We start from the raw sequence: 16,484 nt of genomic DNA on the forward strand, positions 1-16,484 counted from the left end.
ATAACATTAACGGTTGATTAGTTCATAATCTTTGAAAGCACCTGCCGGAACAGGTGTTCCATCCTGCTGCCGGATATAATGTGCTGGTTTCAACAGTTCTTCGCGCGCTTTGAATGGTTCAAACTTCTTTACCCTGAAAGTAATCAGCTTGTCCTTATTCCTATCGGCAGGATATATTTCATCCGCCATCCGCATATCGGTCTGCGTGATCCACGCTGCGCTATCATATGAAAGGGAATAATCTCTCATCCTGATATGCGACGGGTTACTCATCGTGATCGTTACAACACCGTTCTTCACGTCGCGCGTCACCTGGTAACCTTCCTGGCTCATATGCTTTACCTGTATATCAATAGGCGTAGACATAGGATTCTCTATTTCCTTAGGTGCGGAAAGGAACAGTTCTTTTGTATCATGCGATACGGTCAGGTAACAGGATTGCAGCGATACTGTTTCCTCCTGCCCCATCCTGTAATACATATCATTACCTGAACGGGAATACAGGTAGTCACATGCCATGTTATTAGTACTATCCTTCAGATCCCTGACAACAATAGTACCTTCTATTGTATATACAGTCATGGAATCCAGTTGATGGGATACTGTGTATAATTCATTCAGTATGGCCTTTTCTTCCTTATTGTTTTCAGGAATCGCCGATGTGGGCGATTCCTTTATTTCATTTTTGTGCTGTATCAGCGAAGGGATGCCAGCAATAGCTGCTGCTGTGGTCAGCAATACAAGTACAGTAGCCAGTACCCTAAAATTGTTCTTATTTATAATCATGGTACAGGTGGTTTTAGCGTTTACGATATGAAGAACGATTTTCCTTAATGGTCATAATTCCTCTTTCTGTCTCCTTCTTCAATCGGATCAGCGTGCCTTCTTCGTCATACTCATAGAAGGTAGCATAGTTATTCTCATCCAGCTCTGTCATCAACCGAAGGTTCTTATCATCATAACCATAGGATTTTAACTGCCCGTCATATGGGAATATCCTGATGTCGTCAATAGATTCATTTGCTGACATATTAGAGATCTTCAGTCCAAAAGAAGTCATATCCGTAGTACCCAATTCATTCGGGATATCAAGTACACCTTCTACCAGTTTCCATCCTTCCACGATGGCCTTGGTACTGAGCGTAATCACTTTCAGATTGTGCAGCCACTGCAAACGAAGACTTGGGGAGTTGCCATATGGATTAGGCACATGCACCCATGCTGAGAATATATATTTTCTGCCAGTTACCGGTGCCCAGTCACGTAAGCCTAACCATCCGTCTGTACCCTTGTAGTATTCACCCCACAGGTTATTCTTAAGGTAGATACCCGGTTGGTGTTCCTGGCTATACATATAAGTTTTCAGCGTAAGTGTAGAATCAAGTTTGAGGCTATAGTTTCCGGAATGTGCATTCACCATATCCAATGCCGTGGTATAGGCATCACCCAGTTTCCTCCTGATGTTAAACTGGTCAGGACGACAGGTCAACGCAGTATTACAGCCACTGTTGAACTTATAATCATCAAAGCCATCATAGAATATTTCCCGCTGACGCATATTTACACCTACCGCCAATGGTAATGTATTCTTGAATCCAAAGCGTACGCCACTATACTGATTCAGGGCATCTTTGCTTTCCAGGGCTTTCGCTGTTTCATCATACAAGGTGGTCGTTGTATTCGTTACCCAGCCGGAATTCGTACTCATCTCCCATCCGCCATTGTAATACCAGAATGGATAAAACGTAGTATACTGACCATTTTGACGGATATTCACCGCACCAGTTGTATTATCAGGCAAATCCTGTCCGGACCTGTCTGACAACCAGGTCATTTCTTTATACATCAGCCAGTTGCCCAGGTAGCCGGTCAGGTATGGGTTGATCACATTACCTGAAGGAATAGCCGGACATCCCGGAGCATCATCACAGATGTTTACTGCGCCTGAACCACATGAATAATGCCGCGCTAATACGTTGCCCGAAGCATCTTTTACATAAGTATCATATGGCTTTGAAGGGTTGAGCAGCTGGTTGGTCGTAAATATCGTATCCAGCCTGTATGTCTTCAATTCAGGTATTGTGTTGTTATAGATCTCCATACCAACCGCTCTATCCAGGAGCCCACCCGTAGTCACATGGTTCATGGCCTCTATCGTAAATATGTGGTTGCCGGCTGAAAGAATACGTGGACGTACCTGCCAGTATGAATAGAAACGATGGTCTGTATTATCATCTACTCCAATATGTTCTTTCCACAGTATACCATCGATATAAATACGGAGATCGTTATCCACACCATAACCGATATAATATTGTTTGCTTTCAGGAACCTTCACACAGAAGTTCATACCAATCCACTTGTTTGCATAGTTCTCACGCAGCCAGATGGAAGTCGCATTTAACCTGCCGCAACCGGTATTATAGTTAATAGATGAAGACACCATTGCCTGGCTGGCTACCTTTGCACGTAACGTCGCACTACTATCAGATGATGCTTTTGCCACTACTGCCGAACTGGTAGTTACGGCTGAAATAGTGATCGGTGTAAGTCCGCCCTGGTCATCAGGAGGTATATAGCCACCAGTACCCTGGGCATTAGGATCCTCCCCATCACAACGATATCCCCAGAAAGGATCTTTACGGATACTATCTACCACCTGTCCTGTACTGTTGAAGAACAACACGCCCCATTGGCTATAGGTCGGGTTCCTGTAACCGGTCCTGATCTGTAATGAGGTATCATTATTGATCGTCATAGGAGTAGTACATGCCTGTCCGTCTGCACTCAGTACATACCCATCCGGGCACGCCTGTTTCGGCTTATAGCCGCAGTTAGGGGTCCCGTCGCAGAGGTTCAATTCACCTCCATTATCACATCTGTAATTTTTAGAGCCTTTGTTACCATCCCCATCTGTGTAGAATAATAAGGCTTTCTTATCACCTATCAGGGTCTTTGAAGAGAAGATCATTTCGCTTTCTATCGTCTGTGCATCCCCTGCTTTCAAAGTCGCTTCGCTGCTACCGTACACTTCTACCGCTGCAGATTTAACATCTTCTGCGTTGGCGGCATCCATACGGATAATATGCTTACCTGCACTCAGGTATTTCTTCCTTATCCTCCATGCCTGGTAGAAACTTCTGCTTCCCCCCCGGAACTGTGGTTGTAACAACTGGTTGTCGACATATACACGCATCACGTTGTCAGCTGCATATCCAATAAAATAAACACCAGCGGTCTTAATATCAATACACTTTTCTACCCCCCACCAGTCATGTACGGGCCTGCTGGTCATCCACACACCTGCTTCAGAAAGGCGGCCACAACCTGCTGCGCATCCCATCCAGTAGGTGGCTGTACTGTTATAATAATGACCTTCGGCCTGTGGCTCAAAGAAGAAAGCACCCCTGTTACCATAATTAGGATTTCTGTCTCCATGCTGGAGGGCAAATCCTGTTGATTCCGAAGGTTTGAAATAACACTGCGTACCGTCTGCCGTTTCTTCATAACCATCCGGACAACTATTCGGGCGCTCACATATTGCTGGTTGTCCCCATGCCTCAGCATACAATACAGCCGATGCATTGATCACGTTATATCCCCCCAGTTCCTCATTGCTAATGATCTTTAAGCGTCCACCACTTACCGGGTTTTTCAGTAAGGTCATTGCGGTGGCTGCTGCTGCCAGCTGGTTGCGATAACCGGAACGGAACACCTTCATGGTACCACCGTAATCCTTAATGGTACGGCCCGTTTGTGATATAATACGTAATACCGGTGTTGTATTGTTTACAGTGGCAGACTTGATCACCCACAAATGAACACCTGTATTCACATCGACCAACTCATCCCCGGGCGATAAGAAAGCTGCATATTGAGAAGGGATAGCACTCCCCATGATAGTAAAATCCTTTAGCAGCATACCAAGATTCTGGTAAGCCATCCCCATCTGCTTATACATCCAATAGGCAGGGATACTTACACTATATACAGGATCATCAAATTCATTCTGCGTCTGCGATAATACAGGGGCACCGGTATTCCTGTCGTACAACAGTGTTTTTGTCTCAATCTGGGAGCCATTCACCCGCTTAACCGTCTTATTTATGATACCCGTGTATTGAATTGTTTTAGCAACACAGGACGAACGGAATAACCGATAATCTTCATTGGACGATTTAGGCCAGTGAGGGATGGGTATCGGGTATCCCCAGATAGGTATTACATCCGCTCCCAGGTTAATGCTGGTACCCGTGTTACTCATCTCTGATTCCCGCATATCTGTAAACATCTCTATGTCCCTGCCTATCACCTGGTTGGTGGTAATGTTCCCGCTTGCATCTACCACATCCACTACATTTTTCAACCGCAGGGTGCCACCATCATTGGAAGTATTGTAATAGAACTCCTCTGCACTTACTTCCTGGCCAGATTGATTATATACCCGTTCTGCCTTCGGCTTCCCGTGCATATCATTCAGGATAATGGAATATCCCTGTGACATGGCCAATTCATAAATAGATTTACCACCAAAAAAGCTTGACCATGAATTGGGGTTGTGCAGGTATTTATCGATGGCTGTTTGCTGCACGATCACCGGGAAATCTTTTGCTGTATAGAACTCGGCAGTCGTCCAACCCGTTTTATTATTGGTATCTACCGTGCCATCTGCTTTCAGGTTCCGCACGGTCACCTGTCTGTATACAACCTCCGGTGAAGGGAATAATGATTCTCCCATTGGCTCTTCCAGGTAGAAGTAGTTATTCAGGCCCCACTTTACATCCTGTGAATATTTTACCGGCATACGCATCGGGTTCTCATCGCCGCCGTTTGAAGGTTCATAAGCAGCAACACCACTACTGATAGCCTTTCCATCTTCTATGATGGTATAATCATATTGCTGGCCATAAATAGCACCTTCCTGCCCGGTTGCCATGGTATTCCACTGGTCTGATAGTTTAATGGTTTTTACCCGTGAACCACCTCCCAGTTTCTTGCCCGTCATATTCACAACACGGGCAAAGCTTTTTTCAAGCTTTACTGTACTCGCAAACCTCTTCCTATATGCTTTCTGGTTGAAGTTCTCCCAAAGTTCAGACAAAGTAGAGATGGAGCTGGCTATCGCCCTTACTGCGGTTATGACAGGCAGATCATCTGTAATACGATTGAGATATCCGGGATATGCATAGCGCTGGTAATCCATGCGCATACGTTGCCATGCAGCACTGATGACGGGATTGACTGCCTTGCCACCATCTGTGTCATCTTTAAAAGTCACCTCGGCGGTGGCACCGGTTATTTTAACTTCACTCACTGCGGCGTACACCTGTATGAAATCAAATTTGGAATCATCTGTAGATGAGGTGGCATCAGTTACATTCACGAACATTTTCATGTACATATAATCTGACCCGTCCAGGTATTTATTCTTAAACCACTGTAACCGCGCTGCTGCATCTGCCGGTACATTTACAGCTGTTGAATCAAGTGTTACGATAAATGTCTTCGCATCGCGAAGCGACGTAGTGGTAGTTCCATCCGGACCAGTCTTCATCCCCGTGATCTTCGACATCACCATCGAACGACGGTTCTGTACATATGCATAATCATCGGCTTCATAATCAACTGAAACCTTACCTCCTGTGGGTAACTGTATTTCACTTAATTGCCACATGCCGGCATCCGTGGCCGCCATGTCATGATCCTGTGTGGTATATGGGAACTCATCGTTACCAAGGTTGATGCCTCGCTGGCTGTTTTCCGTAAGCCGTTTTAACGTGCCCCACCGGTCCGTCATCATCGTACCATAGCCATGATTGTCATTATAATTAAACAGGTAATAGTAGTTCTCTCCTCTTGTAGAGTTACCATAGGTATAATACAGCTTATCCAGCCTTAATTTTCCACCAGTAAGACTATTGGGCACGTTGCCAAAAAGACTATAACTATATACAAATTTCACTGTTTTAATGGGCGTAGTTAAATCATTCTTGGCATACAGGCGGATTTCCTTCAGGCATTTTTGTTTCACTTTCGTATCCAGCCCACCCAATGAGTCATATCCCAAAGCATCCTGCCTGTCTTCCGTAATAAAATAAGCGATCATGTTCTTTGATTCAACAGAATGCAGGTAACGCAGTTCTTTGGTACCAAATACATATGACCCTTTGTCGTCATCCGGATCAGCTCTTAAACCCGGGTTAAACTGGGCGGAATCCCCATAAGGCGTGCGCCATTGGAAATTACTGTCTACTTTCGAATAATTAAACTTATAAGCAGTACCCCTGTCATCTTCTGTAATACCATCGTTCGTTACATCTACATAGTCTGGTGACAGTACTTCGGTAAGCAACCAGGATGTAGCATATGCAGGCTGTTCCTGCCGGGTATAGTATTCATCAGAAACAGATTTGCCATTTACTGTGGGTTTATGGCCAGGTACACCACCTGGTGCGATGAGTTTAATCTTCTTGGTGGCTGCTGTCAGGTTGGCCGTATTGGTAGCATACGTGACCTCTACCTGTTTCCTGTTGTACACAGGCATACCATACACCAGTCGTTTACCATCATCAGTGGTCTTGATGATCTCGGAAATATGTTTTGACTTCCTGAATTTGTTCACCCTGCTTTCCTTTTGCTTCACCAAAGCATTGCATGCATAGGGAGTGAATGAACCAAAGTCGTTGAACTTATAATTATATAGTACAGAATCAGTACTGCCGATATTCACCATTTCTCCGGCCAGCAAAGGCATCACCGGCGCCTTTCTTATCTGACGTCCGTTTCGCTTATAATTTCCGGCCGGTGTAAATACCTGCGTTCCTTTCTTCAAGCGATTCAGCGCCTGCTTTCCATTAAACTGTACGTTTACGGCATCCTCTCCCTGCACACTATTATAGAAAGCCGGATCTTCTACGGAAGTTTCTCCGCCCTGTTTAAAATACACATCTTCCTCACCCGCTACGCTGGTAACAGGAAAATCCGCATTAGAAAGGAATGCATTGTACATAGTCCATTTACCTATCGAGGTATTTACATTCTGTTTGTACACGGAAGAACCCCCATGAAAATACGATCCTACACCCACCTCGATGCTGGCAGATGTATTATTGGATAAATCCTGTGTGCGGTTGTCAAAGAACACACCTGACTGGTTGCGGTATAAGCGGAACTGCCCACCGTCTGCCTGGCTTGAAAAAGAAAAGATATCTGGGGTGGCAATGGGTACTGCCAGGTTTTTTAAATCGAAAATGACAGGGTTATCCTTTTCCCTCATAAAATCCATCAATGCAGTCGGATTATTTTTCCCTGTTTCTGCATACATAAAACCATAAGCCTTGTTCATCTGCTTTGGATTGGCTACCTCACGCCTGGTTTTATAACCGGTCACACCGCCACCTCCGTACAATGTAAAATATTCTACCCCTACGTCTCCACTGAAGGTAAAGTTATGAGAGGTAAAATTCATATTGGCTTTAGGATAGAACGCAGGCTGGCTATAACTCCAGGAGGCACTATAGGACCAATCGGTCACATGATCGAATATATTGTCATGAAAGGTCGTTTTTAAGGTAAAGCTTTTCAGGCCATCGCGTGTATTCCAGGCCATGTTGCCAGACAGACCTATTCCCGTGGCGGCATTTTCAGCGGTAAGCACCTTCACCGACAGGGAGGGACTTACGGTCACACCCTCACTACTGCTACTGGTAAGGCCGATACCCACACCTGGGGTAAGATAACTGGCACCGGGGATAGACAAGGACAGTCCCGCATTCCCACTCAGATCTGCACCGATACCGGTATAGTTATCACTGTGTATACCGCGGGTAAAGGTGCCGCCTACTTTCACTAACCGGCCTACACCGGTTACTTCTACCCTATCAGTAAGGCTAGCACCGATGGTGATCTTCGGTTTTACATAGTTATCTGTCCACACGCTATCACCATAACTATCGTCTGCAATCCCGCGTAGCTGCCGGTTTACTGCTCCCACATTCAGGTTCCAGCCAAATCCGACCCAGCTGGCTTCATCATCCATACCTGCGCCAGATTGATAGTTGAGGCTGAGGGGATATCCATCCACATCCATCAAAGGGATATTATATTTAAAATTACCGGTTGCCAGGTCGACAAAATCTGTTGTACCTGCCTGCGTAAATTGCTTTGCCTCCGGTTGTGCAGGCCCGGATGTCAGGGCCCATGATACCATAGGCGTTAATGTCTGCGTGAGTAACAAAACAAGGAAGAAACAAGCTATTCTTCTCCGGGATGACGTTCTACTGATTATCATAGGTCTAGGCTTAAAGAATCAATGTGGTTAATAGCAGCGCCCTGTACAGGGAATGTGATGTACTTGTGATTGAATAAATAGTCTCTGAAAAGCAGCCGGCAATTGACTTGCGAATACGCCAGTGGACGATCAAATAACAACATGTACTCCAATCCACCTATATTTCCATTCGCCACACGTACAATATCAACAGGTGCTGTGGTATCTGTTACATTCACAAATGCAAACATAGAATCCAGGCCATAGGTATATGCAACGTCACTGGTGTTCTTTAATGTTGAACCATCGCTGTTGGAAATCGTCAACCGGAACCTCAGCAGGTCCATCTCGCCTTTCTTTGCCGGGGGCAAATACTGCAAACGGTAATGAATACCATTCTCTTCCTTGTCCTGCAACATACCTGTTGCCGCTATGGTAGTCATCAATTTTTGCTGATTACTTCTGCAGGCACTCAGTACCAATAGCCAGCAGCACACGATTATTCCGTACTTCATTCTGCTTGTTTATAAATAAATCTTAATTGTTTACGACTTCCGTCAGGCAATGTCACATCCATGATGTAGTAGTACCCGTCTTTGAAACTACTGTTGTCAGACAGGTCAATGATTATCTGGTTATAACCTTTTACAACGTGTACTACCGGCAATTTCTTCACGGCTTGTTCCGGCTTTGTAAGACAGCGTATCGCATACACCAGGTCCGTGGCGGCATAGGTATTTTGTATGCTGAACAGCACCTGCCCTCTCGCTATATAGAAATTTCCCCTGGTCAGGTCCTCCAGGTTTCTAAAGGCTTCTGCCGGTAGCTTAGTGGAGTCTCTTTCGCATCCTACTGTGAATGACCAGATCTCAGATTGTGCCAGTAGCAGTTCATGCTGAAATGCCGATACCTGCCAGGCATATTGCTTTCCTTCAACCAGTTCACTGGCGATAGAAGGATATAATAACATCGGCATAGGGATCTGCCGTTGATTGATAATCGCCAGGTTCATTCTCAAAGCCTCTACCGGCTGTTGCCTGTCTTTTACTTCAACCAGCAGTAGTCTGTATTCCACGCCATTCACCGCGGGTATCAGGGGCTGCCAGTTGAACGAAGGACGCTTGTCACAGATCGCATCTTCATCATATGGCTGTATCAGCTGCATGTTGGAGAAGGGCTCCAGTTCATAGTTGAAACACTGCTCTGCCAGTAAAGGACTACTATGGTCCGTACCTTCGTACAACTGGAAACAATATTCATAATCGCCTGTAGGGAAATAGCCACTCTGGCGGATGATCGTAGCCAGTTTGTTTGTACTAAAGTTTACAGTAGCCTGGTACACTGCTGCAGGTGTTGCCGTGTTCACACCCGGCATCAATTGAAACTGCGGGATATCTATCGTTACCACCGCACCGGCATTTGCTTCGGTTACCACGATATGGAGCCTGGCTGTAGTCACGCTACCCGCATTACTGATGCGAACTTTACAGATATTATCAATTGATCGTCCCTGCACTTCAGGCATGAATGCAAAGCTAAATTGCGCCTTCGCCTGCAGGCAAAACATACCGAACAGCGTAGTCAATAAAATGTTGATTCCTTTCTTCATATTGCTGTCAGTTTATCTGGTAATGAACCGCCATAGCGGTGTTGAATTTTCCGTAGTAGTAATTGGCTGCCGAATTGTACAGGTTCTTTCTTACATCAGCTGAAAGACTTACACTCCAGCGTTTGTAGAATTGCGTAGCAGCTTGCTGGCGGATACCGACCTGCTCTACGACATTCGTGCTGTTCATGTAAATCAGCGAACTACCGCAGGAGATTTTCTTTGCCAGGGTATACTGGTAGCCACCCTCTGCGTTCAACAGGTTGTTGTATACAGCCTGATTATTAATATCCTTGCTGAATGTGATGCTGGAGATCACCATTCCCTGCCCGGCCATCAATGTCTGGGTAGCGCCCACATTCAGGAACAGTGTTTTTATATCGAGGTAGTTCAATTGCTGGAAACCAAGTGTGGAGTTGTTACTGAAGGCCTTGCCACTGATCTTTCCATTTACCTGTCCGTTGAAAGATATCTTCCGGTTCATATAAGCATTGAACTGATGGCCACTGCTATCTTCACGGAGGGCACTTTGTAATACATTCATACTGACCGTTAACTTCCTTGTAAACCGGTAGCGTGCATCTAAAGCGTAGGTCAGACTCCTTCTTTTATTACTGGTGAGTACAGAGGTGGTCATATCCCGGATATCAGTACGCAGGCTCATCATGGCCCTGTTTTTCAACCAGCTGCGTTTTAAGAGAAACCCATACTGCATCGTACCCCGGCTGCCAAACGGAGCTCCGGGGTTCACATAACCTAAACCAGCATAATTTATATATACTTTATGAGTGAGGCCCCACTCTTTGACACTGCCATTCAATGCAAGACCTACTGACGCTGTGGCCCAGAAATCGTCCAGTAAATGGCCGGCAGCAGACTTTGATACGTTTGCACCGTCGGAGGCCGTACCATATGTACTACTGGATTTTGACAGGGTAACATTCAATGTACCCAGACTACCTACACCTACCTGTTCTCCTACAGAACCAACAAATACATTTCTGCTGATAGCCGATGTGTTAAACCCATTATTAGTCTGTGCTTTTGAATTGGCATTCAGGGCAGAAAACGAAGTGCCGCTTTTGCCCAACTTAACGCCCTGCATGCTATAAGATGTCTTACCCGTAGCCGATTGCGCACCTACATCCTGTATGCCGAGTTCACTGCTGTTACCGGCCAGTAAGCTGATAGCTTTATTGCCTTTCAGGAAGGAACCGGCGGCTCCATTCATAAACAGACCAGCTGAATCACCTATACTACCTGCTCTCAGGGAACGCATGTTCATCATCATCTTTTGCAGGAAGCTCATTTGTAAAAGCTTTCCGCCCATAGAAGCTGTGTTCTGATCGTTTTGCATCCAGCTTTGTATATTTCCGTCCACCTGCTTTTGGGCTGCCAGTAACTGGTTCATTTCTTTTACGTCACCTATCTCCGACTTCAGGGCCAACACCTTTTTAAAATATACAGATTGCTGGTACTGCTGGAACAAAGCCTGGTCGCGACTATTTTCTGATGCTGCCAGTAATTTTGCAGAATCAGCAGAAAAATTCACCGGCAAAGCATTGCCCATGATATATCTGCGTAGCTGTGCAGTATCTAAATACATCAGCTGATCACCCGTGATCTTATTCTTCACACTTTGCTGATCAACGCCGTTCAGCGCGCTGGTGGCATAAGATTTTATGCTGCTCTGGATATCCAGGTCATCGAGGAAATATTTTTTCAGATCATAGTGCTGATTCAATTGTTTATTGACGGAGCTCAGGTACGTCTCCCTGTCAAACGAGAACTGTAAAAGGTGAGCATCGCGCAGCGAAGGGCCGGCGTAGTTATACCCTGAAAGAGTGCTATAATTAATCTGTACCGGGATCCCTCCAATTGTAAATACATCCTGCACAGTGCCTTCATTCCACCAGCCAGATAGCATGGCGGTCGTGTCCATATAGACGGTGGTCCATGATGCACCTTTGAAGGTATTTGCAGGGGCTGTGGGGAGGCTGAATTTATTTCCGGGTGGCTGGTTTCTCAGTGCATAAAAGCCACGCAACTTATTATCCAGGTAAGCGGCAGTCCTGGTACTGTCTTTCAAACCATTGAACATAGTCTTCATCTTAGCCATACCAGCAGCACTGTTCCCGGAGTTCAGGTATTGAATAAATGCCGCTTTAGCCGAGGTATTCATCCCACTTAAACCCAACCTGGTAAAGGGTATGCTATCAATATGCTGAAACTGGGTATCCTGCACAGAACGTTGATTAACAGCTGTGATGAAGGCCTGCTTCAATGCCGGCCGTTGCAACAATTGACCATCTGCCAGGCAGGTAGGCAGTGTGTCAGGGATAACTGAAGATGGACATAGGCCTCCCGCCAAAGTACGGGTACCCTGCAATACCAGTAGCAATAGGATTACTGGTAGTGCCCTTTTAAGCTTTCTATACATAGTAAAGGGTTCAGTTCGATATAGGTGTATGAAATACGTACGGTTGGTTAACGATATCGCATACAGTCAATAAAAGTATGATGTATGGGATACATACGTTTGGGTAATATATCGCATACAGTCATTAAAAGTCGGTTGAAAAACAGTGGGTATTCCAGCTTTAGGCTATTAAAGTCCCCGCCATACAGCCTGAAATATTTTTTAGCTAATTTTGTACTTTGATGCTATATGCATGTCAGAATAACAAACTTTTGCCATAGGTATAACTGCAACAACGCAGCACAAAGAAATACTTTTTTTTTAAACTTTTGCTGTTTTTTGCAATAAAGTATTAATCATTAATAGCCAGTTCAACGCCTGATTTCAAAAAAATTTATCTAAAAAAGCCTTACCTGCAAAAGAGAAATAAAACAATTGCCGTATACAAGACCCAAAGACGAATACATAATTCTGTCTTCCAATCAGCTTTTTTTGTCGACAAAAAAGATACAATAAGCTCAAAATCAGTATTGATCTTAAAATGTTTCAAAGCGAGCCTTTGAACATGTATAAAAGTTTCGGTTAACTTAATAGTCGCAAACAACTTTAAACGGATACCAGAATTGTCGTCTCCCTTTGCGAACCTATTGCAATCACAACCAGGTTCGCAAATACTCAACATCCATTCCATACCTCTAAAATATCACCCATAAATTTACTACACCCTACACCTCATTATCCAGCCCAAAGGCAAAAATCGTTATCGCCTGGTATACTTCGCCAGGCCGTAATACTGTATCCGGGAAATGCGCAAAACGCACACTGTCCGGAAACGCCTGGGTCTCTAATGCGACAGCCCCATGCTGCTGATAAGCCTTCCCCTGAATTCCTGTAATGCTGCCATCCCAATAGTTAGCAGTGTATACCTGCAAAGCAGGTTGGCTGGTATAAACCGTTAACAGGCGTCCTGTGTACGGATCATTCAAAACGGCAGCTTTAATAAGGTCTCCCGCTGGAACCGACTGCAATACAAAATTCTGATCATATCCCATATCCTCCTTAAAATAAGCAATACCAGCCGACAATGCCCTGGGTATACAAAAGTCCAGCGCCGTTCCTTTGACCGGTTTTATCGCCCCGGAAGACGTATTGCCCGCGTTTTTTTCTGTATAGTATGCTGCATTTACCAGTAGAAAATGATCCAACACCGTTGGGCATTCAAAGCCAGTTAAGTTAAAATACGTATGGTTCGTTAAGTTTACCGGCGTACTTCGGGTGGTGCTCGCTTCGTATTCCAGGTGCAGTCTCCCGGTATCATCAAGAACATATGCTACTGTCACCAGCAACTCCCCTGGATATCCCTCTTCTCCATCAGGACTGGTATAACTAAATTTCACACGACAGGTATGCCCATCCTGTTCCAGCAATACCAGGGACCAGATTTTATGACTAAATCCCTGGAAACCGCCGTGAAGGTGATTATTTCCATTGTTCACGGAAAGCTGTATTTCCTCTCCATCCAACTCAAAGCGCCCACCGGCTATTCTATTAGCATATCGTCCTACGATCACGCCAAGGTAAGCTTCATTCGTCCGGTAATGGTTCACCCGGTCATAGGCAGCCACAATATTTCTTCTTTTCCCCTGCCTGTCAGGCGTATATATACCCGTAATGGCACAGCCAATATTAACAATTTCAACGGTCACATTTTTATTGTGCATCCGGATGTGGATGATCTCCGGGTCAAATTCATCCACGCTATAATCTACAAAAACATTCCCTTTATTCTCCTGATACGAAGCATTCGGGTCATACTTTATTTGGTTCATATTAATACATTACACCGGCCATAACAGCGGCAAATAGGTTAAAACACATGCTTAATGATTACATTTCCGATGCTCTTTTTTTAGTACGAGCTTATTCCGTTGGTACCAGCCTTACCAGCAAAGCATCTGCAACGGGAACCGTAAGCTGGAATGACGCCTGTTGCTTCGCAATTCCACCGATCGGCTTTCCTGTCTGCACATCTTCCAAACGGTATGTTCTATCTGCCTGCCACCCTACCTGCTGGCGGGTGAATGTTTCCGTAAAAGCTGCATCCAGGCGGAAATTAAACGCTGCTACTGCCAGCGAATCCGTTCCCGGCAGGAATAAACTGATCTGTTGATCCTGACTGGTACCAATAGGGAAACGTAGCGGTGTAAACGCCCGTGGATGACTAAAAAATGTACAGATAGCTTTATTATTCAGGAACTCCCGCCCACGTGCTGCTGCTTCCCTATCCCTGAAATCTGATCCGTCGCCCAGTATACTACCCATCACAAGCATGCAATATAAACGGACTTTCACATCCTGCGCTGAGATCTCCTTATTCTTCTGGAAGCGCTTCATCACCACCACATCCATATTGGTATAAGGCCACAGGTTTCCCTGTGTCCACCAGAAATTTGTAGCACTAATCATCGAAGCACAGGTGCTGGCGTAATGCAGGTAACCAGGCATATCATTTCGCAGATGAGAATATACATCTGTAGACAGGAAGCGGGTATGTGCATATTGACTGGGGAATAAAGGAGAAATGGCCTGCCAGATGAAAATATCCGGCCCCATCATAGAATCTACCAGGTGACGCAGCAGCTTCATTCCATAATTATAGGCCTGTATACCCGTTCTCACCTCCGGATCATAATGGTGTGCCGCTTCCAGGGAACCAGCCGTCAAAAAGTCTATTTTTATAAACCTGGCACCCATGTCTTTAGCCCTCCTGATCTGGTTGATAATAAAATCCCTTGTATATGGATGGGTAGGGTCTATTGGAAATGCACCAAAATCCCCATCCTTATAGGGAATATAATTACCCTTGTCATCCCGCAGAATAACATCGCGCAGCGGGTGATCGGTTCCATTTAGCTTGGCCTCATTGATACCATTCTTCCACGTCCAGAGTGAAAACGGGATAAAATAAAATCCCAACTGCTGCCCTCTTTTCTGCGCATACCGGCCGATAGACTGGAACATAGACGTGGTGTATACATCTCCGTCGTAAGAGTCTATACTGAGTACAGGTTGAGTTGCCTGATTAAAATTCGGCAGACTGGCGATATAATCAGATATCTTCGCTATATCCGCAGGCATCATCACCTTCCGATACCCCAGTACATCTTCCACACCAAAGCTGTTCCAGTAAAAAGGAGCCGGTTTACTCCAACCGGAATATCCATTTGTTTTCCTGATGAGTGCTCCATACTGCTGCAGGTCTTTCGTAATATCAGCACCTGCTGACAGGTATACCAGGGGAGAATATACAGACCGGCCAACCTGTGTGCCATGTAACATATAATCATGTGTACCATCCTTACCTCCATACGAATCGGGTAAAGAAGGATTGTCCTTCGTAGATACCCCGCCGAAAACAATCAGCGAATCCATTCGGTTGGCCTGAATTCCGGTACCGTATTGAATACCTGTTTTCCAGAAATCATGCATTACGCTGCCTGCTACGAAGCTACTTCCCTGCGCCGGATCATAGGCAGATAATAACTCATAACTCATCCCACTAACACTCTTTCTATTATCTGCAGGCCATTGCCTGGCCACTACGTCAACCCAACTATCGTTATCAAATGGATAATCTGTAATAATTCCCCGCTTACCGGGCAGTAACACCGCTCCTTTATAAGCCGGCAAAACAGCCATCGGCGAAATATCACGCGTTTCAATGACCTGACCCGGAAGCGCTCCGGTCCCTTCAACACTCACCAAAACAAAAGGAATTTCCTCATAAAAAGTGATATACTGTATAAGCCGGATAGACTGGCCTGTTGATGCATGTACCACGTTAATGCAGGTTCCTTTACCTAAGGGGTCCCTAATCGGATCAGCCGTCACAATATGCTTCTCAAATGCTGTTGATACCTGCATCCCTTCTTTCAGATCATTGACGTAAGCCACTGCATTATTTATAGCTGTACCATCAGCAAAACGGTAACTCACAGTTCCGCTGGAAATGTTTACCACAATTTTTACATGGGCATTTCCATACACAACGCTATCCTTGTCCTGGCAAACTGCTGCAGCTGCCGGCTGTACCTCCAATAGCAATAGAAATAACCATGCGATACCTACGCCATTCCTTATATAATTTAACATCCCTCGTCGTATTTACTGTTGAAAAAACGACCAGTATT

At 45.2% G+C, this 16,484-nt stretch carries 7 protein-coding genes; all 7 read right to left on the minus strand.

The window, feature by feature from the left end; translation table 11 throughout:
• Window positions 1–6: 6 nt before the first annotated feature.
• Window positions 7–786: a hypothetical protein gene (locus ABDW33_RS26965; RefSeq protein WP_343693214.1), complete on the minus strand. Its 780-nt coding sequence runs from the start codon at window positions 784–786 to the stop codon at window positions 7–9.
• Window positions 787–799: 13 nt separating this feature from the next.
• Window positions 800–8,290, minus strand: a complete 7,491-nt coding sequence (locus ABDW33_RS26970) for a hypothetical protein (protein WP_343693215.1) — start codon at window positions 8,288–8,290, stop codon at window positions 800–802.
• Complete coding sequence (locus ABDW33_RS26975) at window positions 8,287–8,784, minus strand: hypothetical protein (RefSeq protein ID WP_343693216.1); 498 nt, start codon at window positions 8,782–8,784, stop codon at window positions 8,287–8,289. The genes ABDW33_RS26970 and ABDW33_RS26975 overlap by 4 nt, the downstream gene beginning before the upstream one ends.
• Window positions 8,781–9,878: a hypothetical protein gene (locus ABDW33_RS26980; protein ID WP_343693217.1), complete on the minus strand. Its 1,098-nt coding sequence runs from the start codon at window positions 9,876–9,878 to the stop codon at window positions 8,781–8,783. The genes ABDW33_RS26975 and ABDW33_RS26980 overlap by 4 nt, the downstream gene beginning before the upstream one ends.
• A 7-nt stretch (window positions 9,879–9,885) precedes the next feature.
• Window positions 9,886–12,315 carry a hypothetical protein gene (locus ABDW33_RS26985; protein WP_343693218.1) on the minus strand — a complete coding sequence of 810 codons (2,430 nt, stop codon included), beginning with the start codon at window positions 12,313–12,315 and terminating at the stop codon, window positions 9,886–9,888.
• A gap of 704 nt (window positions 12,316–13,019) precedes the next feature.
• Window positions 13,020–14,123 (minus strand): aldose epimerase family protein, encoded by a 1,104-nt coding sequence (locus ABDW33_RS26990; protein WP_343693219.1) that lies wholly within the window; start codon window positions 14,121–14,123, stop codon window positions 13,020–13,022.
• 91 nt (window positions 14,124–14,214) lie between these two features.
• Window positions 14,215–16,446 carry a hypothetical protein gene (locus ABDW33_RS26995; RefSeq protein WP_343693220.1) on the minus strand — a complete coding sequence of 744 codons (2,232 nt, stop codon included), beginning with the start codon at window positions 16,444–16,446 and terminating at the stop codon, window positions 14,215–14,217.
• Window positions 16,447–16,484: the final 38 nt, after the last annotated feature.

Origin of the sequence: Chitinophaga sp. (genome assembly GCF_039596155.1) — a bacterium.
In the GTDB taxonomy this organism is placed as follows: Bacteria; Bacteroidota; Bacteroidia; order Chitinophagales; family Chitinophagaceae; genus Chitinophaga.

Excerpts from the sequence above, each read along its gene's own strand:
- ABDW33_RS26985 (WP_343693218.1), bottom strand. The coding sequence starts at position 12,315 with ATGTATAGAAAGCTTAAAAGGGCACTACCAGTAATCCTATTGCTACTG.
- ABDW33_RS26980 (WP_343693217.1), bottom strand. The coding sequence starts at position 9,878 with ATGAAGAAAGGAATCAACATTTTATTGACTACGCTGTTCGGTATGTTT.
- ABDW33_RS26965 (WP_343693214.1), bottom strand. The coding sequence starts at position 786 with ATGATTATAAATAAGAACAATTTTAGGGTACTGGCTACTGTACTTGTA.
- ABDW33_RS26970 (WP_343693215.1), bottom strand. The coding sequence starts at position 8,290 with ATGATAATCAGTAGAACGTCATCCCGGAGAAGAATAGCTTGTTTCTTC.
- ABDW33_RS26975 (WP_343693216.1), bottom strand. The coding sequence starts at position 8,784 with ATGAAGTACGGAATAATCGTGTGCTGCTGGCTATTGGTACTGAGTGCC.
- ABDW33_RS26990 (WP_343693219.1), bottom strand. The coding sequence starts at position 14,123 with ATGAACCAAATAAAGTATGACCCGAATGCTTCGTATCAGGAGAATAAA.
- ABDW33_RS26995 (WP_343693220.1), bottom strand. The coding sequence starts at position 16,446 with ATGTTAAATTATATAAGGAATGGCGTAGGTATCGCATGGTTATTTCTA.